Annotated in this window: 14 protein-coding genes, 1 tRNA gene and 1 pseudogene; 3 read left to right on the top strand and 13 right to left on the bottom strand. The window is 46.8% G+C overall.

Going from position 1 to position 19,548, the window contains the following annotated elements; translation table 11 throughout:
* From AACY98_RS03990 to AACY98_RS04035, 10 genes are all read right to left on the bottom strand, one after another.
* On the bottom strand, positions 1–127 hold a 127-nt coding region (locus tag AACY98_RS03990), incomplete at its 3' end, for a GTP-binding protein (protein ID WP_339802139.1).
* A gap of 53 nt (positions 128–180) precedes the next feature.
* Positions 181–255, bottom strand: a tRNA-Thr gene (locus AACY98_RS03995).
* 399 nt (positions 256–654) lie between these two features.
* A complete protein-coding gene (locus AACY98_RS04000) occupies positions 655–1,077 on the bottom strand; it encodes a hypothetical protein (RefSeq protein WP_339801895.1) in 423 nt (140 codons plus the stop codon).
* Positions 1,078–1,127: 50 nt separating this feature from the next.
* Positions 1,128–2,852, bottom strand: a complete 1,725-nt coding sequence (locus tag AACY98_RS04005; protein ID WP_339801898.1) for a ShlB/FhaC/HecB family hemolysin secretion/activation protein — start codon at positions 2,850–2,852, stop codon at positions 1,128–1,130.
* A gap of 24 nt (positions 2,853–2,876) precedes the next feature.
* The gene (locus AACY98_RS04010) at positions 2,877–3,317 is read right to left on the bottom strand and encodes a hypothetical protein (protein WP_339801900.1); all 441 of its coding nucleotides are present in this window, start codon (positions 3,315–3,317) and stop codon (positions 2,877–2,879) included.
* A complete protein-coding gene (locus AACY98_RS04015) occupies positions 3,311–3,766 on the bottom strand; it encodes a hypothetical protein (protein WP_339801903.1) in 456 nt (151 codons plus the stop codon). Before AACY98_RS04015 ends, AACY98_RS04010 begins: the two co-directional genes overlap by 7 nt.
* A 275-nt stretch (positions 3,767–4,041) precedes the next feature.
* The gene (locus tag AACY98_RS04020) at positions 4,042–4,404 is read right to left on the bottom strand and encodes a DUF2247 family protein (RefSeq protein ID WP_339801906.1); all 363 of its coding nucleotides are present in this window, start codon (positions 4,402–4,404) and stop codon (positions 4,042–4,044) included.
* 232 nt (positions 4,405–4,636) lie between these two features.
* Positions 4,637–5,041: an Imm7 family immunity protein gene (locus AACY98_RS04025; RefSeq protein ID WP_339801908.1), complete on the bottom strand. Its 405-nt coding sequence runs from the start codon at positions 5,039–5,041 to the stop codon at positions 4,637–4,639.
* A gap of 23 nt (positions 5,042–5,064) precedes the next feature.
* Positions 5,065–12,603, bottom strand: a complete 7,539-nt coding sequence (locus AACY98_RS04030; protein WP_339801911.1) for a hemagglutinin repeat-containing protein — start codon at positions 12,601–12,603, stop codon at positions 5,065–5,067.
* Positions 12,604–13,077: 474 nt separating this feature from the next.
* Positions 13,078–13,395 carry a helix-turn-helix domain-containing protein gene (locus tag AACY98_RS04035; RefSeq protein WP_339801913.1) on the bottom strand — a complete coding sequence of 106 codons (318 nt, stop codon included), beginning with the start codon at positions 13,393–13,395 and terminating at the stop codon, positions 13,078–13,080.
* A 1,917-nt stretch (positions 13,396–15,312) separates the two neighbouring features.
* On the opposite strand from AACY98_RS04035, the gene AACY98_RS04040 reads away from it, so the two are divergent.
* From AACY98_RS04040 to AACY98_RS04050, 3 genes are read left to right on the top strand one after another with little or no spacing between them, the layout of a single operon-like run.
* The gene (locus AACY98_RS04040) at positions 15,313–16,218 is read left to right on the top strand and encodes an integrase domain-containing protein (protein WP_339801915.1); all 906 of its coding nucleotides are present in this window, start codon (positions 15,313–15,315) and stop codon (positions 16,216–16,218) included.
* Positions 16,211–16,495 carry a helix-turn-helix transcriptional regulator gene (locus AACY98_RS04045; protein WP_423817515.1) on the top strand — a complete coding sequence of 95 codons (285 nt, stop codon included), beginning with the start codon at positions 16,211–16,213 and terminating at the stop codon, positions 16,493–16,495. Before AACY98_RS04040 ends, AACY98_RS04045 begins: the two co-directional genes overlap by 8 nt.
* Positions 16,492–17,052: an STY4526/YPO1902 family pathogenicity island replication protein gene (locus tag AACY98_RS04050; RefSeq protein WP_339801918.1), complete on the top strand. Its 561-nt coding sequence runs from the start codon at positions 16,492–16,494 to the stop codon at positions 17,050–17,052. Before AACY98_RS04045 ends, AACY98_RS04050 begins: the two co-directional genes overlap by 4 nt.
* Before the next feature lie 176 nt (positions 17,053–17,228).
* Here the strand turns inward: AACY98_RS04050 and AACY98_RS04055 are convergent.
* From AACY98_RS04055 to AACY98_RS04065, 3 genes and pseudogenes are all read right to left on the bottom strand, one after another.
* Positions 17,229–17,444, bottom strand: a pseudogene (locus AACY98_RS04055) (IS3 family transposase); the annotation flags it as partial.
* Positions 17,445–17,449: 5 nt separating this feature from the next.
* Positions 17,450–18,034, bottom strand: coding sequence for an SLATT domain-containing protein (locus AACY98_RS04060; protein ID WP_339801921.1), 585 nt, complete (start codon positions 18,032–18,034; stop codon positions 17,450–17,452).
* Positions 18,027–19,337, bottom strand: a complete 1,311-nt coding sequence (locus tag AACY98_RS04065; protein ID WP_339801924.1) for a nucleotide-binding domain-containing protein — start codon at positions 19,335–19,337, stop codon at positions 18,027–18,029. The genes AACY98_RS04060 and AACY98_RS04065 overlap by 8 nt, the downstream gene beginning before the upstream one ends.
* Positions 19,338–19,548 lie beyond the last annotated feature (211 nt).

A 19,548-nucleotide genomic window follows, 5' to 3' on the forward strand; every position in this document is an offset into this window, starting at 1 on the left:
CGCCGCCAAATTTCTGCGACAGCACGGAGGCAATCGCTGCTGTCAGCGTGGTCTTGCCGTGGTCTACGTGCCCAATCGTGCCCACGTTCACGTGGGGCTTCGTACGCTCAAACTTGCCTTTCGCCATTTGTCAGAACTCCTGATTCGACTGATCGATGCTAACGATACAACGGTTTAAAATGGTGCCCATGGCGCGGATCGAACGCGCGACCTCTCCCTTACCAAGGGAGTGCTCTACCACTGAGCCACATGGGCATCAACACAGATTTGAACGCTCGAACATCGAAACCAGAACGCTCAAATCAGTATTGACCTTTGACTTTGTCCCCACACCCCGCAGAGCCAAAATCCAAAAATGCCTTGCGAAAAGCTGGAGCGGGTGAAGTTCATTGCATGCAACCTGCATCCCATTGAAATCCCGTGGATTTTTAGTATACAAAAGCTACTATGTACCCTTTTGTGTACCAATTCCCGTAAGAGGGAAGATGTTATCAACAATAAGCTGGCTTGTCAAATGCCATCCTATAAAAGGATAGCTAAAAGCACAAAAAGGGAATAAGGGAAAGGAATTGTAAGGGCTAAGAGGAACCATTCCTTGCGGAATGGTTCTTTATCTTTAAAAGGCCCTCAAAAGGCCTAGGGGTGTATATGCATTCAGTTGGGGGCGATGCACCCATTCCCCTCATAATTTGTGTAGAGCATCTGCCCTTGCTCAAACACAAAGACGGTCTTGCAATGGGTTTGCTCCTGCCTCCAGCGCTCGGGCTGCACAATCCGGTGGTGAACATTCCTGCCATCAAAGTAAGGCTCGTAAATAGCTGGAGACACCATGACGTTACGCATTCCAGTGCTGGTGTATACCAAGCGTACCTGTCCATCTTCTTCTTGCCTGCTTTGAGGCGTTCCCCAAGCCTGTAGCAGTTCCTTTTCAGTCATCTCCCAATACTGGCCCAGGTAGTCATCATAGCTCATCGCTGTGGCACATGAGGCCAGGGTAAATGCCATCAACAGTGTGAGGACTATTGTGGCAAGTGTTCTTGTCTGCCGTTGCGGTATGGGTGATATTGGCCTGCTCATGGTTTCCTGCCTTGTTGGTTTCTTCTTTTCTCAGTTTATTTCTGTGCTGCCTAGAAGGAAAAGTTAAGGTTAAAGCCGGATGTGAATTTGGATGTTTCAAATCCTCCGGGTTTATGCAGCGGTGTTCCCACAAATGCATCATAACTGAAATAACCCTGGTTTTTGATGTTAAAACCTCCTCTGAGTCCAATCACGGCTCCTGTGAGGTTTTGTCCAACCTGGTATTTCGTTGCTGGCCCTGATACTCTGCCAAAATCGATGCCTGCATAGAGTTCATGGCTGGTGTTGGGTATAACCCAGCCAATGTCGTTTCTCCACAGGAGTCCCCTGTCTCCCATCAGGGTGTTTTTTCCATCAAATCCCCTGACGGTATAGCGTCCTCCTATGGAGAACTGATCCTGTGGAATGAGTGGGGTATCATTCCATTGTCCTCGAATAGTACCGTAATATCTGAAGTTCTGGTTTCCGATTCTCCAGGGGATGCTCAGGGAGGCGTTGAGGTTGACGATTTTCATGCGGGAAGTACCTTCGCCATAGTTTTCTTCTGGTGCACGTAATGAACGGTTGGCTCCTGTTCCACGTTTATAGGAGAGGGTGGTGTTAAGAATGGCATTACCTATAAACTGTCGGTAATCGGCTCCCAGTTCCCATCCTGCCGTCTGGCGGCGCTGGACTTCGATTTGCACATCATCAATGTAGTTGTGGGATTTTCTTGTCCAGCCTCTGGTGTATCCATTTAATCGGATGCTGCTGTTGCGGTAGATGAGGCGGCTGAGTGTGATGTCGGCATTTTGGGAACTGCCTGAATAGGCATAGTTCTGGTTGATGCCAGCAATTTGCTGTTCGTATTTGTAATAGCTGCCGTTAAGGCTGATGAGCCAGTTGCTATAGATGGGGACAGAGTAATGCAGACTGTAACCTCTGGAGTTACCACCCATACTGTCCGCCAGATGGTGGTTAAGGCTGACATAGAATAAGTCGTTTAAGGTGAGCCAGTTATCGTAGGATAAGGTCACTGCTCCTTGGTAGCGTCCGGTGCTGCGGCTGCCGCCATCATCAATGGAGAGGTTGAGGCGAAACGGGAATTTTTGCTGCCAGTAAAGGACAAGGTCGCTTTGCCCCGGCGTTTCTGTTGGTTCAATCTCGATGTTGGCGTCAGCCGTGGGTACGCGCTTGAAGACTTCGAGTGCCTGCTCGATGTCGCGCAGGTTGAGGATGTCGCCTTCGCGCATGGGAAGGGCTGTACGCCAACTGGTTCGGATTTGGGAGCCTTCACCCCAGCGGATGGCGCGTATTTGCCCAGGGATGACAGTCAGTGCCAAAGTGCCTGTGGTGAGATCCTGTTCGGCGGCAAGTATTCGGGTGGTGACATAGCCTTTGGTGATGATGGCGTTCTGTATTCGACCCATCACGATGCTGATGCCAGCAGTACCAAGGCAACGGCCTGTGGCGGAGTCTTGCCCATCAGGGCCATCATCTGTGGCAGATAGGGCAAACTGGAATTTATCAGCCAGTTCACCAACAAGAACGATGTTATCAATGGGAAAGCATGGCGTTTCTTCTGGTATGGCCAACCGGGCTGGCTGCACCTGTTCGAGTTCGGGAATTCGCACATTGGATGTACTGTCCATCTGCTCGCGCAGTTCCCGCTCTCGCTGCTGTTGCAGGATGAGTTCCTGGGCTGGGTTGTTGGGTAGTGGTAGGGGCTGGGTGTAGCTCTGGAAGCTATAGAGGGCTATGGCTATGATTAATAAAAGATTTTTTATTGTTCTCATATTTATAATTATGCAAAAATTCTATTACCACCATTTTGGATATTCTATAAATTGATTTCTAATCATCAAAAATACTTCTTCTGAAATAATATTTGAAAATTCGATTTTTATATTACTGCCATCAATACTTTTTTTAGAAAATTCCCATAAAAATTTAAACCTATTTTGTAAAAATATAATTTCAAGATTAAATTGTTTATTCATATCTGTAAGTATTGCATTATTTTCTTTTTTTTTCAATTGGAATATAAACTCATCAAAAATAGAGTATTCAATATATATTTCTCCTTTGCAATCGATGATAGACGAAAACTGCTTTGCAGTTGCTTCAAATTGAAAATTAATCGATGGATAGTTTTCATCTATAAAGTTTTCAGTTAACTGGATCTGTATTGGTTCAAGTATTTGTATACTCATAATTTTTCTAGGATCAATAATCGTTTTAACTTCTGAATACTTTAACATTGAGTTCTTGGATAAATTTTGTCTTTTGCAATTTCTACAAGAGAAAATAATTCATCTACAGAATAACTATCTTTATTTCCCAGCAAATGGGCATCATCATAAATTATTCGGCCCAATTTTTTAACTAATATATAAGCGATTATGGTAGCAAAATATTGATTTTCTTCACCCCGTGTTTGTGTTCCTACTACATATGGCAAATCTTTCTCGCTTTCTTCTCTCAAGTCTAATTCGAAATAACTAAAAGTAATCCAGCAAAAAAATTCCTTAGCACCATGCTGCTGGACATAAACCATTGATTTTATTAAATCAGTACTCATGGTAGTAGGAACACCAACAATAACTCGGTAAGGCTCTACATCAAGATTATTAAGACCTTCTGTAATAATACTTAGCAGCTCATCAAATGTCGGTAACACTCCCGTTGGGAATAATAATTTATTTGCCATTTATTTTGTCCCTCTTGAAATCATGCCCGAAGTTACATTTGTTTAACCTCATAACGATTATTAACTATTATTTATCTTTTGGTTCAATGACAAAATCTGTCTGAAAACACACAATCACATTTTCTTTGCCTAAATAAACCGCACTGCCTAGGATAGTTAGTTCATATCTTGTCAGAGTTTTCCCAGTTGCTTGCAAGCTAAATCATCAAAAAATGCGGCACTTCTTGTAACCCCTATTTATTGAAAGCCTGTTTCTTATTTCTTAGATAATCATTCTAAAAGCTATATAATCTTTGAATATTTTCTTCGAAGCTATATTGGCGTGGATTATAATCTTTTGGTGACATATATCTGACAAATGATTCAATTTCTTCAGGATAATCAAAATCTGCATAAACCATTTCCACTTCCTCGAATGGATCCTTATATTTTTCTCTATTATTAAATATATACAATAAAATTATATACAGCCATTTATCAGTATTGTAGTCACTTAAAGAGCCTGCAACTTTTTTTAATAACTCATATATCGATTGATGCTCTGCATCATCTTTTATTGCCAAGCTTGTTATTAATCCGTGCTCATCTTTTTCGTGGATATGATTACATGCATAACTAATAATATCTTTTTCATTCAATAGTTTTTTTCATATCCCCACAGAATATCTTTCCACGTCAAATTAACTTCATTTTGTATATCAGCAAAATTTAACGAAAAATTATTATGTATCTCATTCATCAGCGAACTCCTCTCTGATTAGGAACACCATTAATTGTTCCACCTCGAATATCAACCTTCATCAAAAGTAGAATACTTCCATGGCTAAAGTCATGATATTTTGCTTTAACAATAAATATATAGGGCGACAGTCAATCTTCTACTGTTGGAGAAAGAGGAGAAAATATTGTATCTTTCTTTTTTGTTATCTTTCCTCTAATTAAGACATAAACATCAAATTCATTATATGCATTGGGATTCTCATCATTCTCATCATTCCAAAAATACATTTGCCCATAAGAACCTTTCGCAAGGTTTGCTATCATTTCAAGCAAACCAAATAAGGCTTTGATTCTATCATTGAAATGATTCGCTCCCCCGCTTAATAAGAGATGCCAACCACCATTTGCAGAATGTATTCTAGCAAGATACGAAATTTCATTTAGTTTGTTTTTCGATATATACTTTTCAATAGTTGTAAGTAATTTTTTCTCATTCACTGGGTCGCAGTCCTCTGCATATTCTCTTATATCTATCCAACCAAAATATTTAATCATTTCTTTAATCTCACAACTGAACTTCAAAAAGGATTGGTATCAATAACGACTCGAACGCCATACCTCTGACTATATTCATTTAATTTATCAATAACGTCTTGAGCAGGAAGGCCATTAAAATGATAATACACACTTCTATCAGTGGCTTTTGCAGCTTCAAAAGTCGCTCTCATTTGATTCCTAAGGTTACTTCCAAGCTGGATGCCTCCAGGCTTTGCTTGCCCGATATATTGACTACTTATTGCATCAAATTCTCTTGTATCATTAGCAAACCTTACGCTTGGATCTCCTCCAATACGTTCTGCGAGTTTAATTGCATCAGGATCATTTACATTAACTCTTACTAAATCTCCAGAATACCTTTCTACATTACTTATCCCTTGCCCTCCAGAAATCCCTCCCCCTGTAGTATTATTTGGCACATCAACTTTATTCCCAGTGGAAGCCAAATCCTCGGTACGGTTAATTCCTTTGGCCGCATCACCTACAGCATCAGCTATATCAGCTCCTTTCCTTATTCCGGAAACCAGATCCCCCAAAGGCCCTGCAACTGCGCCCACAATGATAATCGACCTCTCACCCCAGCCAGCCTCCGGATCAAACGCTGTGGTTACATCTTCTGCTGTTATAGGTAAAATAACTTCGCGCGCACCCCCTATAACCTCCCCAACAAGCGTTGGACTCGTATCATAATGCGGTGCAAGCCCCGCCTGCCGTCTAAGCGTTTCCCTCTCTTCTGCTGTACACCCACCTTGGGCATAACACTGTTGTTCCACACCCACTTCAGCAGAAATAATCGGTTGCATGGCACTGGGAGAATAGCCCATAAAGCTACCTCCCCCAAACTGGTTATTCTCAGTTTCAATGGTAGCTGCCGCGCTCGCCACAGCACTGTCGCCCCCTGCTAGTTCTGTCACCCCCGCAATAATCGTATTAATCAAGTTGATGCGCTCGTTCTTCTGGCTTTCAGTCAGGTTCGGATCATTCAAGCCGTCAATCAGGTTGTTGAGGACGACACTGCCCGCCGCCCCCAGCGCACCGGAACCGCAATCCGCACTTTGTGCTGCTGCTCCAGCACATGCCGTTATGGCATGTAAAGCCGCCCTTAACCCGTCATTACCCGGCGCGTAGGCATTGATGAAGTCTTTGATTTCACTGGCAGCAAGCCCCTGTAGCACATTGATCGCCGAGTCTCTTAAGAGGTCTGCACTGCTTCCGCTCACGTTTCCGCTAAGAGCGGCATTAATGGCAGTGAGCCCCAGACGCCCTATACCACCAACTTCCCACATTTGGTTACTGTCCAGGAAGTTTTGAAGCTCCTGGCGCTTTTGCGGATCAGTTTCAGTTTTGAGGGCTTCCCTTGCCGCATCCAGTTCTGTGGATTTGGTTGCGGCAAATGTGCCCAGTTCCCGGTTGAAGGCCTCGCCAATTTCCATATTGGCCTTCATCTCATCGACCAGCTCCCGGGTATCCCAGTTCTGTGCGAGGCCATTGCTGTCCTGCCCGGTGAGCACATCCCTGTTGATCCCTTGGATGGCTTCCTCAGCCGTTTGTCCTGTCCTGTTTTGCTGTTCGGCTTCATTGGTGATGATAATCTGACCGCCACTGATGCCTGCCAGCGTTGTACTGCTGTCTGAACCGCTTTCTTTGCCGTTCATGGCAGTTGGCATTGAGGGTGTGATGCTGCCGCCACCAATACTGATGCCAGCCCCAATGGATGAACCTTTGGCGTCATAATCGCTGCGGTTGTGGATATCGCTTGTTGTCAGGCTGCCTGTGGTGAGCTGGTTGCGGTTGTTGTCTACAGCTTCCTGCGTAGAGGCGATGATGGCGCCCTTAAGATCTGTGTTGCCTGCAACCGTGATGTCAAAGCCGCCGTCTCCAGCCATGATACCCGCATAGTCGTTCACACTCGCATATGTGCCATTCGCATGGACTTTGCTGGAATTGAAGGAGCCTGTGACTGGCCCTCCGATGGTGATGCCAATGCTGCCGCTGGAGCTTTTGCTGTCACTGTGGCCGATACTGGTGTCTTGCAGACTCTGGATGTTGAGGTCGCCCCCGATATTGGCAATGACGGTATTTCCTGCCACCTGGGAGCCAATGATATTGGTATCTCCGCCACTGATGATGGTTGTGGTATTGCCTGCATTGATATGGCTGCCTGTCCAGGTCCGGTCTTGGCCATTGCTGCTGCCGCGCGATTTGCTTGCGCTGGCATTGATACCTATCCCCGCACCAATGCTCACCCCCAATGAGCCTGATGAACTTTTGTCGCTGCTGGTGCTGAAACTGGTATTGCTTGCTGCGAGGATATTGACTGCATCATTGGCAACCAGGGTGACATTGTTTTGGGCCGTGACATTGCTGCCCTGTATGGTGATGTTACCACCTGTATAGGTGGGTTTTTCTTCATTGTTAGCAGTTGGATTGGGCCTGCCGGTAGCCACCAGGTTGATATTTCCTCCCGCACTGAGGCTTGACCCCATGGTACTGTCGCTGACGTCTTCACTGCGGCTGCTGGCTTTGGAGCTTCCAATGCTCACGCTCAGGCTGAATCCGGCGTCTGCCGGGGATTGTCCTGACGCGAGTGCGTCAACAGAACCAAGGATTGCATCTTTGTTGTTGTATACGTTCAATGCAGCCGCGCCTGCTGCCAGCGCGTCCATTCTGGAATTACTGGTTCTGTCCGAGGCGTCTTGCATCTGCTGGGCAGTCTGTATGGCACCAATCAGGGGCGAACTCACGCCTATGGTCAGGCCGCTTTGTTTGAATTCATAAGTAGAGGTATTCTGCTGGGTTTCCCTGGCCTCCTGGATGGTGATGTCCTGCGCCACCACATTGATATCCCCCTGTAAGGCCAGTACATCGGAGCCTGTCTGGGTATAGGTGCCGTTTTGAGCCAGTATGTTGACATTGCCCTCAAGGGAACCGACGCTTGACCCTTGCGCATAGGTGGCATCCATCGTTTCGGTCGTGGTGGTTTTCTGGTTCCCGATGGTCACAGCCATCCCGCTTGAGAACAGACCAGAGCGGCGTGTACGCTCATAGCTTTCACTGTGAGTGGAGCCTGTGCCGCTTTGGATAGTGACGTTACCTTCTGTGGAGACGAGGTTCACATCATTGGTCGCCACCACATTGCTGGCGGTGATGTTCATGTCCTCGTTGCTGTGCAGGTTGATTTGCTCGGCACTTAAATTCGAGCCTAGCAGTCCTTCCTGGCTGTTGGCATAACGCCGCTCATAGCTTTTTGAGCCCAGAGTGCCCGAGAAGCTGCCGTAAAAGCTGCTGGAGTTGCTGGTAGAAGCGTCTCCGGCTTCAATGTTGATGGTGTTGGCATTGGCATTGATCGCCCCCTGTGCGCTTTCCAGGTCTGAGGCGCGAATGGTGAGGTCGTTTTGAGCAACCAGATTGATATCGCCTGTGCTGCTGATCTGCGAGCCTGTTTCCGTTATGGCGCTTTGACTTGCACTGTTTTTGGCATCAAACTGGGCATGGTGGCTTTGGCTGGTGGTAACCGTGCCGATATGGATGTTACCTCCTGCAACCAGTGTGGTGCTGCCAGACTGGGAATTCGTTGAAGCAGTATTTGACACTGCCGTGCTTGTGTTACCCGCACCATCTGTGTTTTGCTGTCCTTCGCCTTTATTTTCAGGTAGCGCTGCAATCTGCGCATTATTGATGATGTTGGCCGCATGGAGATTGATGTCGCGCCCTGCCTGCATGCGGATTTGTCCATCAGCAGAGTGACTATCCGTACCTTCACTTTGGCGGGTATAGGGTGTTTGTGGGTCAGGGTCTGTGGCCGGTTGTTGGGTTTGAGACTGCCCACTCAGGTAAACAACGCCTGTGTTGCCGATGTTGTTGCGCTGTCCTGAATTGTCATAGCCTTCTGCGACAGTGGAGGAAATGTTGATATCTCTGGCTGCCACAAGGGTGATGCTGTTGTCTGCCGAGATGACGCCGCCCACATTGTCGATGTCGGTGGCACTTTGCAGCAGGAGGTCGTTGGCGTGCATTTGTCCTGTGGTGATGTTCTGGATATGACCAACGTCTGCAATGAGGTTTTGTCTTGCAGATATTGTTGCACGGTTGGTCAGGTTCGAAGCTTGGCCTTCCTGACCTGTGATGTATACATTATTGGCGCTCAGCAGCGCCCCGTCCGTGGTGATGAGGCTGGTGCCTGCACGGGTATAGACTTGTGGGACCAGAACACTTTGAATGCTGCCATCGGGCAAGGTGACGTCTTGCGTTACCATCCACACGATATCGCTGGTGAGCTGTTGCATTTGTTCAGCGGTGAGCGCGATGCCTGGCGAGAGGTTGTATTCTTGAGCAAACTCTACGCCTGCATTCATCAGGGCTTTGTATTGTTCTTCATCACTGGTGTATCCTGCGAGATAACGGTATCCAGTGAGCTGGCCGATTTGTTCACGGATCAGTTGCTGCTCATAAAAACCGTCTCCCAGTCGTTTTTGGGTACGCGCAGGGTCAAGTCCAAGTGCTTCAAGCATGTAGTCCGAAGTGAGCCAGGTGCCGTAGTTGGCAAACCGGGGATCGGTTTCTATGAGATAGTTACCATTCGCATTCGGGTTGATCTGGTAAAGGCTGCTGGTAGGCAACTGGATAGCGCCTATGGCGTGACCCCCGCCACTGGGGCGTGAAGTGATCTGCGTGCCTGTACCCGTGGGGGTGGTGTTTTGGTCAAATGCACTGACACCCAGGCTGAACTGGGTTGCTCCATCGCGCTGGTTGAATGGCAGTGCAGCAGACCAGTCCCTGCCGCTGGCGGTACGGATGGTGTTGATTTCTGTGCCGTTGCGCACCAGATAGTCCTGTCCCTGGGCTGCATTGTTGGTGAGGTTGCCCTGGGTTTGCAGGGTCTGGCCCGCAATGATGCGGCTTTTGTCGTTGAGTGTATTGCCTGTGAGCAGAATATTGCCGCCCGCCAGTATCTGCCCGGGGTTGGATGCGATGACTTCGGTGCGGTAATGGTCCTGCGTGTATTCACGCAGGGTTTCCATGCTGACTTTGCGGCTGTCAAGGTCAAGGTTAAAGCGGCTAATCTCGGTATTAAGTGCCTGGTAATTGGCCAGATTGTTGGTTCTCCAGGTGGTGTACTGGGTATATTCAGGGCTTGATGAGCCACAGTAATTCACGCCATCACAGGTATTGCCCTGGCTGTCCGTGGGGATAGGGTCAGGTGCATTCACTCCCAGTATCTGCCAGACCCGGTGATCCGGCGCATAGGTCGCGGTGTCGGGTTGTCTAAATACATTAAAGGCCGGTTTAGGAATTCCGCCCAAAGCATAGATTTGCAGACACTGGCTTTCTGTGTAGTTTTGGGAGGGCAGCAGCATGAAATAGTGCGAACTCTCACCCAGCGCCCTGCGCGCCTCATTGATACTGCTGACCCGGAAATACCGCTCTACAGTATAGCTTTGGCTACCCCGCTCTTTAAAGTAATAGACGCCTTCATTATCAACGATGGTGCCATTGGGCAAGATGTGCACGAATTTTTGTTCACTGTCCTGTAAAACGTCATGTGCCTGATAGCTGCTATTAAGGTTGTGGATGTCTGTGGCTGTAATGGAGATGCTGTTTGTGGCTTCGATGGTCGCACCATCGTTTTGCACCAATGTCGCGCTTCCCTGCGCCAAAGGTGTCCCATTAGCGTTGTTCTGAAGCTCGCCCCCGATAACAATATCCCCGCCACTGTAGATGATGGCGTTGTGGTTGTTGTAAAGGGCCTGCACGCCCATGTCCAGCCGCTCTCTGGCTGCAATGGTGCCTGCGCGGGTTTGGCTGTTTACTGTTTCAGCGGTGTTGGTGACGGTATCTGCTCCTATAGCCAAATGGTCGCCATAGATGCGCCCGGTGCCCAGGTTGGTGAGGTTTTGCGCCTGGATATAGGTGAGTGCTCCGTCAATCAGCCCACGGTTGGTGAGGTTGGTTGCATCAATTTGGGTTGTTGCCGCTGCGATCTGAGCATCTTTTTGGTTGTCCAGGGTCTGCGTCTGGATGTTGAGTTGTTGTCCTGCAATAAGGTCGCTGTTATTGGTGATCTGTCCACTCGCGCTCAGGTTCAGGTTACCCGTATTGTTCAGTGTACCGTCCGCGTTCAGTCCTGCCGCAGTAAGCGCATTGGCTTCATTGGTAAAGGTCTGGCTGGTAATGGTTGCGTTGCCCTGTGCTGCCAGGAGATTGCGGTTGATGAGGTTCACGGCATTAACTTCAAGGTTGTTTGCCGCATAGACACTGCCGGTATTGGCTACATTTCCCTGGCTGTGTATTTGAAGATCGCCAAGGGCCTGCAATGATCCGGTATTGTGGATGTTTTGAGCAGCATTGGCCTGGAGGTTGTTGCCTGCAAGGAGTTGCCCGTCATTGGTGAGCTGTACCGCACCCAGGTTAAGGCTGCCTGTGTTATTGAGGCTGCCATCCGTATTGACTCCCGCGGCAATCAGGGCATTATTCTGGTTGGTAATGCTTTGCGCCTGAAGCGCGGTATTGCCCTGTGCAGCGATGGTGCTGTTGTTGGTAATATGCCCCTGACTTTGAAGGTTCACCTGGCCTGTGGTGTAGATGTTGCCCAGGTTGTTGATGTCGCCTGTGGTGGCTACCTGTATGCCTGCACTGTTGCCCGAACTGTTGATGGTTCCGCTGTTGATAAGCCGTCCATCGGCTGTGACCTGAACCTGCCCTGCGCTGGCTCCTATGTGGCCTGCGTTTCTTACACCTACACCATGCTCAGTGCCTATGAGCCTTATTTTTCCGGCGTACATCCCACCCAAAGCCGCCACATCAATGGCAAACAGGGGCTGGCCTGCCGCATCTTCTACAGTGAGCTGCATGGGATTGCCATCTGTTGCAAAGGTGCCTGTGCCTGCGGCCACTGTAAGGTCGTTGGCCCAGATACCGGAATTCACTTCAACGGCTCTGGCAATGATGCGGGTATAGTCGGCCCCACTGGTATCAAACCCTTGTCCTGCGATCTGGATGTTGCCTCCTCCTACACGGTAGGATTCGATTGAGCCATAAGTATTGAATTGGGGTGTGCCAGTCGTGAGCGTCACACCGCTGGCGTTGATGAAGCCCGCCCCATCTATACTGATGCCCGCCGGGTTGGCAATGATGACATCGGCCCGGTTTCCTCCGACTTCAATGTAACCACGCAACATGGATGGGTTGTTGCCCACGACTTCATTGAGGATGACACGCGCACCACCGTAAGGTAGATTGGGATTGCCCTGTATCCAGCCGCCAAGTTGGGTTTGGGCATTCCGTGTGCTGTTGTTGAGGATCAACCCCTGCTGCTGAACGTTGAACTGGTTGTAGGTGTTGTGACTCATCCCGGCAGCGTTGGGGGTGTTGATGTTGACGACCGGCACGCCATTACCTGCCTGGGTCATGCCGGGCTGGTGAGCTCCTCCAGGGACGGCCTGGGCGAAGACACCGCTTACCGGGGTAAGGGCAAGAGAGAATGACAAGAACAGGCAGCCCAATTGGCGCAAGACATGTTTTTGTGAATAGTTGGTTGGTTTGCCCGAATGCATTCTCATAATCACTTTCTTTTTTATTTATATGAGTAGACTGATTCCCCGGCCAGCAATATATGACCAGAAGAATAATGATTGAATTGGGTAACAGGGCAAACTGCTAACAGATATAATCATGGCTTTGCTGTTATTGCTCTATAGGAAAATATCCTGGTCGATTTTAAAGGAGCAGCTTTTTATTGGCTACGATTGTGTTGTTTTTATATGACCTTATTCATATAAGTGAGCAGGCAATATCAATCATTCCAAAATGAAGGTGCACGTACATCATGCACCCTGTGCTGTTATATTGTGCGTGTGCTCCCAAACGGGCAGCAGGATTTCTGCGGATTGTATAGTTGTTTTCATGGGGTGTACCTTTTTCCTTTGTCAAGATGTTTTAGCGGTACAACTTCATCCGCGTCCCAACCCTCGCTGGCTTGCTCTTCGCTCAAAAAGTGTTCTGTTTTTACGATCTTCTGAACCTGTCATTCAACTTTAACTTCTGCCCCGGTTGTCGTTTTGCTGTTTTTTCAGGATATCTTCTGTTTCATCCAGCAATTCACCCGGACGCATATTCAATGCTCTGGCGATCTTCATGATCTGCGGCAACAGCGGTGTATGTTCGCCCCGTTCTATGCGCCCCATATAGGCTCGCTCAATCGAAGCCAAATGAGCCAAGGATTCCTGTGATATTCCTTTCGCAATCCGGTTTATTCTGATGGTCTGGCCAAAGGCTTTTGACAATAAAGGATCATGTGTTTTTTGGCCTTTGGGTCTGCCTTTTGGCAATGTCTGCTCTGTATGCTTATCCATCCAATAAGCATTACAGAATCGCAGAAATCAAACCACGCTAACATTAACGCGATTATACATAAATAATAATTTAATTGCACTTATTAATCCATATTGTTTTTATGAAATGAACAAGAAAGCAGTTGGCAGTTTTATTCAAAGCGACAAAAGCACCTGAAATTTCACTGCGCCTGGGGCCTTTTGCCCCTTCCCCTTATTTCCCTTTTATATCTATCTATTTCTAACCGATAGATGAACTTATCAAGGGCCATGCCTGATAACAGTATTCATATAAACGCACTTGAAAAGCCGGAAATAAACCCTTAAGGATTGCAACAGTTCATCATACGTTTACACAATGCAGCACAATCACATTTTTCTGTACCAGCACTTTTATCATCCCAAACGGCTGAACCAGTCAATACCTGCACCAAAAACCATCCAGCATAAAAATGGATAAGGTTCATCATCTTTGATGATCATACTTTATAGAACATCATATCTTATAAAGTACGATAAAGCCTGGCAGAAATATTTCAGATTGATATTAAAAATGAAGAAACACACGAAAAGTGTGTAAACAAAAAGCCACAGATCAAAAAATATTTTTAGCTATTTTTTGAGTACTCCTGACAACTCCTGAGCATTTCTGGTAACTCCTGAGAACATCTACCCTACATGGTTTCAGGGGTTTGGCATGTTGCTTTTTATTTAAAGGAGCTATATCATGAAACCATGTATGGCGCTCGTAGAGTGCAACATCAGGGAAGCATGTTCATGGAGCTTCCGTTCAGGGCTTTTCAGTGCCTTGAATGAACAGGCAGACGGGGTTCTTGAAGTCTTGCATTCAGTGTCATCTGGATGAACCCAAACCCATGCCTTCCCTGAAATGTCCGTCTTGAAGGCACCTGTTACCCATACAGGAGGGCATTGATTATTTACTTAGACCGAGCAATCTCGAATTGCTGTCATATTGTTAGATGTAAACATTCTTTCATGCTTTTTAGGAAGAATGCGCTTTTTGTCGTATTCTTAATTAAGAATAACAGTCAGTTTGCCTTTGAGTTAAATTGGCAGGTTATTCTCAGGCGATAAGCCCCAGTGATTAAAACACTGAACAAGGCTTTGCCGTGTTCGTCAACATAAAACTCATCGGGTTTTATACATCTCACAGCATCATCCTTTTGGTGGCTGTTTTCATAAAAAATTCTTTTGCACTTTGGTGCAAGAGAAATCTTCATATTTCTGGTGCAGAAAAACCATAACGGGCAAAAACTGCTTCAGGTTCAGTAATGCCATTGTGATTTTATGACCTTCAGATTCATTTCTTAGATCATAAAATTTGCCGCAGTGTCTTTACTGCCTCATTCCTACCCATTCATATTGGGCGCTTAATCATATGCGTGCTGCTTTTTGAAATGAAGCAGCAAGCCTGCTCTGGCGTGCCATTTATCTAAAGCATCCACATGCTTCAATCGTCTACCCACGTCAATTTAAAGGCTTACCTTGAAATTGACGTGGGGCATAAATGCTCTGAACCCTTGACCTGATCACGCTTTGCGAGACTGGCTTGACAATTTCAGAGGCACTCTGTCCACTGTGAATCCATTTTTAACACAAAACAAATGGGCGCATCATTATTTTTACCTATTCAAATCCATGCACTCTTGGTTTGATTCATTTGTAAAGGAGAAACTTGACCGATACCAACGGCTGGTCACCGACCAGTGAGGATATTCCTGTCTGAGCTTGTCAGGCAGGGGGTGTACAAGATCGTACATCTTATAAACCTCCGAAACCTAAACATTTCGCATTCTGGGCACAGGTATCGACAAGGCTGATAGGAGATCAGCAAAAAAAAGCGCGCGCCAGAAAAGGAAGTGGCTTGTTCTGAAGAACAAACCGAATGCAAATGATTTAATTTTTGGAGGATATTCCATGAATATCAAAAAGTCTAAGAAAACCCTCAGAGCGCAGTTAAAAAATGCGGCTCACCTTGCCCATGGCAGTGGCAAGACACGAACCCAGCGGCAAAACCATATCGGGAAATTTGATCGGTTCCTTAAACAGAACAATATTCAAATTGCCCGCATTGAGCAAATACGAGAAAAGCATATCGTTCGCTATTTCGAGACAAGAGTTGCTCAGGGGATGAAACTGCGCTCTTTGCAAAACGAAGCCTCTGCCATCCGGCAGACGCTTCGAGCTTCAGGACGCTATAAACTGGCAGATTCACCCCGAATCAGCAACAAGGCTTTAAAACTCAATGGAGCCAGCCGTGCAGGAACCAAGGTGGCCATCTCTGATACCCAGTATCAGGCCATCCACCAAAAGGCACTGCAAAAGAATCCGGGGCTTGCCGCAGCGCTTGAACTTGCCAGAGTATTAGGACTAAGGGGAGAAGAAGCGGTACAGAGTTGCCAGTCTTTACCCCTTTGGTACAAGGCACTTCATGCCGGGGCAACTGAGCTTAAAGTAACCTATGGCACGAAAGGAGGTCGACCCAGATATACCCAGGTCATTAACAGGGAACGGGTAGTTGGTGCCGTAACAACAGCCTTAATCACTTCCTCAAGACAGAACGGCAAGCTGATTGATAAGCCCAACCTGAAAGAGGCCATGAGCTATTGGCGTACACAATGCAGCGCATTGGGACTGAAAGGGGAAATATCTCCGCATAGTTTGAGGTATGCATTTGCACAGGATGCCTTGCGGTACTTCCAGGAACAGGGACACAGCAGGAAGGAGGCATTGGCCTTGACGTCTATGAGCCTGGGGCATGGGGATGGACGGGGTGATTATATAAAGCAGGTGTATTGCCGGAATGGAGGGGAATATGCATAAATTCAGAAAAGAACCCATTCAGTTCAGCCTGTTTGATGCCAGTGATGCTGGTTCAGAAAATGGTGTGCAGATGTCTTCTCCTGTTTGTATTCTTCGCATCGAGGAGGTGGAGAAGAGAGTCGGTTTTAAACGCAGTTATATCTACCGGCTAATGAAGGGTGGCAAATTCCCCCAAAATGGACGTATTGGAATTAGAGCCGTAGGTTGGAGTTCACATGATATTGATCAGTGGATTGAGGCGCGGCTGCAATCCCCTCTTGGAAAGGAGCAGCCATGATCCCTGATTTGATAAATGAGTGTGTTCTTGGCATAGTGCTTCATGATATGCAAAACGGGAAGTGGCAACGTGCGTTTGAAATGGGATTTACAGAAGAACATCTGAGGCTGCTGAAAAACCCCGAAAATGTCCGTAAATTACGATATGCGCCTGTACGCTGGGTCAAGGTCATTGTATATACGGATTTGGTCGATGGGCTGCTGAAGCGGGCAGATGAAATCGAAAAGGAGAACCTGGAGATCGACCAGATGCTGACGCTGGGTGCCAGCGGTAAAATGATGGCGCAGGTTTTTGGCCTAAACAATCAGGAAATCGCATTCAGAAAGCGTCTGCTGCTGGTTCCGAAAAAGCAGGGGCGCTGGCCTGAGATCAGTGAAGAGCAAAATCATGTGCTGTGGCGCGAGTGGAAAGCGCTCATTGCACAGGATCAGCTTGATACCTGTAATCCAAGGGATATGGCAAGAGCCTGTATGAAACTTGCCCAAAGACACAAACTTCCCATGGCGATGATCTGGCAGGCGATGGAAGACTGGCTTGAAATTCCCTTGCCGGGATAGTTTCTCTCTGGCCTCTATACACTTTTTGGCGCTCTTCTTGGAGCGCCTTTTTTGTGTATATTAATGCGCAGATTAGTGGCAGATGATCAGTGCAGGCGTAGTGACGCCTTCTCATGCGTAGCCGATGCCGCGTCCCAATAACCTGGCACAGGAAATCCTGCTCCAGCAACAGCGGGAGCGCGAATTATGCGAACAGATGGCAGCGAGAAGTCGATCTCGATGCCCAGGGCTTCACGGTTGAAGTCATCAATCACGTTCAGCACACGAATGCTTCGTCTGTCAGCGAGTTGGTCATTCATGAAGTCCATTGACCACACCTGATTGGTGCCAGCAGGAACCGTCAGTGGCTCGGGTGCCTACCTGATCAACCGTTTGCTCGGCTTGATACTCAGCAATATCAATTATTGGTTAACTTTCTTTTCAGCTCTTTGGGAAGAAAAGCATCTATCTCATCATCAGAAAAAGTCATATCCTCAAGCTCTTTAAGAGCCTTTTGAGCTTCGACATAAGACTTGTAATTTGTACTAGGCGCTCCTGTGTAAACAGCATACAAGTCTTCAGCGAGTTGATTTCTTTGTGTGCGAATTTTATCGAGAGATTCCACATTTAAACGGAGATCTGTCAAAAGAGAAAGATACTTCTCGCGAATAATCCATAGCTCCGCCCCCGCTTGCCTATGTTTCTGCGCAATTTCCCCAAGATCATAGTCTTTTGTATAGGAATTAAGAGCGAGCAGCACAGTGGAAAGTACGGCCGCAACGAATGTTCCACATTTTTTGTATTCCGCTAGAGAGCTAAAATCAAAAAAAGTAGCCACCAACCCACCGGTTAATAGGGCAGACAGAATGATCTGCCAGAACTTTATACACTTGTGATGCTTAAGCAGTATGTCCGCACATTTTTCGTGCGTTTTATGAGAGTAAACGACTCGACCAAAGCATTCGCGTAGTTGTCCTTCGAGAATCTTATCGTTGTCAGTCATAGTCACTTCCATCCGCTATGATAGGAACATGAATCCTGTCTTTAGCAACCACGATCTCATTTTCGACGAGATAACACTCAACGATATGATCCCCTCGGAAGTTGCTGCTTTCCTCTTTTGTTCGCCAGCCGCCGTCGAGTGCAATTTGCCCACGAATACAATCACGACGGCGCGCTTCTTCGCCCCTATTTAGAACTTTCCAGTATATTTGAAAGGGGCCGTTAATCTGTGGCAATTCAGAAACCCAAAATTTCAGCTTCTTATCCGATCTCAGCGGAATCTTTTGTCCTAACATATGTCGGAGAAGGAATTTGCGAAATCCGCGCTGCATTACTTCGCAATCAATCTTGAGCTGATAACGGATATCGACCTGAAATTTATCCTCAATATATTCCTCAGTATTTCTCCAGGTTTGTGAAGCGCTGGCTTCGGCCAATTTTTCCTGTACAGCGGGAAATGGGCGGCCATATACTGCCTTCCATTTCTCGTTGTCGTTGTCTTTCCCCTCAGCCTCTATGGCGTTCAGACAGAGTTCGTAAGCCTTCTTGGCCCGTCGTTGGAATTTCTTTTTGACTTTTACACGCTGCCGACTACCCGGTGCGGCATACTCGCTTTGCTCTGGAAGCTCAGAGAGATACTTGAAAAAATCACGGCTTAGCCAATCATAGTAAAGGTAGCTCCTTTCATCATAATCCGAGGTTGAGTTAAGAAAATTATAAGCCAATGTGTCGATCAACAAGCCACCAATATTAATACCATGTTTGTTCTTCCAGGCGCGCACCATCTTGCACAAGCGACGTAGATTTGAATTCTTGGCTGCATCCAGATTAGCAATCGCATCCATTTCTTCTCTTGGCTTAGTAACTTTCCAGCTTCCGCCATTTTTCGTGTCAGGATACTTGTAGCTCTTGTCATCCTGCTCAAAAACAGGCTGCACTTCAACATGAAAGTTCGTGTAGGTCACCGTTACCACAAGGCGATCAACTCGAACTTTGGTCGATGGATAGCGGTTGAGAATTGCCTCTTTTGTGTCTTGCAGGATTTTAAGCTGCCCACCGTCCTTGTCATAATCATCCCATTTGGTCTTGGGCATGATGTAGAGCATGTCCAAGTCTGAGATGCCGTTGATGCCTGTTTTTCTACCAAATGAGCCAACCTGAAGCGTATTGGCCGTTTTTGATTCCGTATCGCGGAATTGCTTGTTGAGCGCAGCAGTCAACTCACCATAGCGCGTGCTGATAGTCTCCGTGTTGCTTATCGCCAGATTGTTAATGAACTCCGAAAACATTTCTGCTATGCTCATTTATTGTCCCATATGCTTCAAGAAGAAGTGACCCCGTGTAACTGGACAATAGGCTTTCTTAAATGAATCATCTATAGCCAGAGAAATATAGGTGAGAATCGCTATAAAATGACCAGATACGGTTACATTCCCATTAATTTGTTAATACATTGTGCAAATACTACTTTTTATTGAATGATAGTATTGTATCTGGTGTTAAATATTGTTGAAT

It is taken from the genome of Saezia sanguinis (assembly GCF_963921665.1).
GTDB lineage: Bacteria > Pseudomonadota > Gammaproteobacteria > Burkholderiales > Burkholderiaceae_C > Saezia > Saezia sanguinis.

What these genes read in the sequence shown, in the direction of transcription:
- AACY98_RS04010 (WP_339801900.1), bottom strand. Translation starts at nt 3,317, where the DNA reads ATGTTAAAGTATTCAGAAGTTAAAACGATTATTGATCCTAGAAAAATT.
- AACY98_RS04025 (WP_339801908.1), bottom strand. Translation starts at nt 5,041, where the DNA reads ATGATTAAATATTTTGGTTGGATAGATATAAGAGAATATGCAGAGGAC.
- AACY98_RS04015 (WP_339801903.1), bottom strand. Translation starts at nt 3,766, where the DNA reads ATGGCAAATAAATTATTATTCCCAACGGGAGTGTTACCGACATTTGAT.
- AACY98_RS04045 (WP_423817515.1), top strand. Translation starts at nt 16,211, where the DNA reads ATGCATAAATTCAGAAAAGAACCCATTCAGTTCAGCCTGTTTGATGCC.
- AACY98_RS04035 (WP_339801913.1), bottom strand. Translation starts at nt 13,395, where the DNA reads ATGGATAAGCATACAGAGCAGACATTGCCAAAAGGCAGACCCAAAGGC.
- AACY98_RS04050 (WP_339801918.1), top strand. Translation starts at nt 16,492, where the DNA reads ATGATCCCTGATTTGATAAATGAGTGTGTTCTTGGCATAGTGCTTCAT.
- AACY98_RS04030 (WP_339801911.1), bottom strand. Translation starts at nt 12,603, where the DNA reads ATGAGAATGCATTCGGGCAAACCAACCAACTATTCACAAAAACATGTC.
- AACY98_RS04000 (WP_339801895.1), bottom strand. Translation starts at nt 1,077, where the DNA reads ATGAGCAGGCCAATATCACCCATACCGCAACGGCAGACAAGAACACTT.
- AACY98_RS04040 (WP_339801915.1), top strand. Translation starts at nt 15,313, where the DNA reads ATGAATATCAAAAAGTCTAAGAAAACCCTCAGAGCGCAGTTAAAAAAT.
- AACY98_RS04060 (WP_339801921.1), bottom strand. Translation starts at nt 18,034, where the DNA reads ATGACTGACAACGATAAGATTCTCGAAGGACAACTACGCGAATGCTTT.
- AACY98_RS04065 (WP_339801924.1), bottom strand. Translation starts at nt 19,337, where the DNA reads ATGAGCATAGCAGAAATGTTTTCGGAGTTCATTAACAATCTGGCGATA.
- AACY98_RS04005 (WP_339801898.1), bottom strand. Translation starts at nt 2,852, where the DNA reads ATGAGAACAATAAAAAATCTTTTATTAATCATAGCCATAGCCCTCTAT.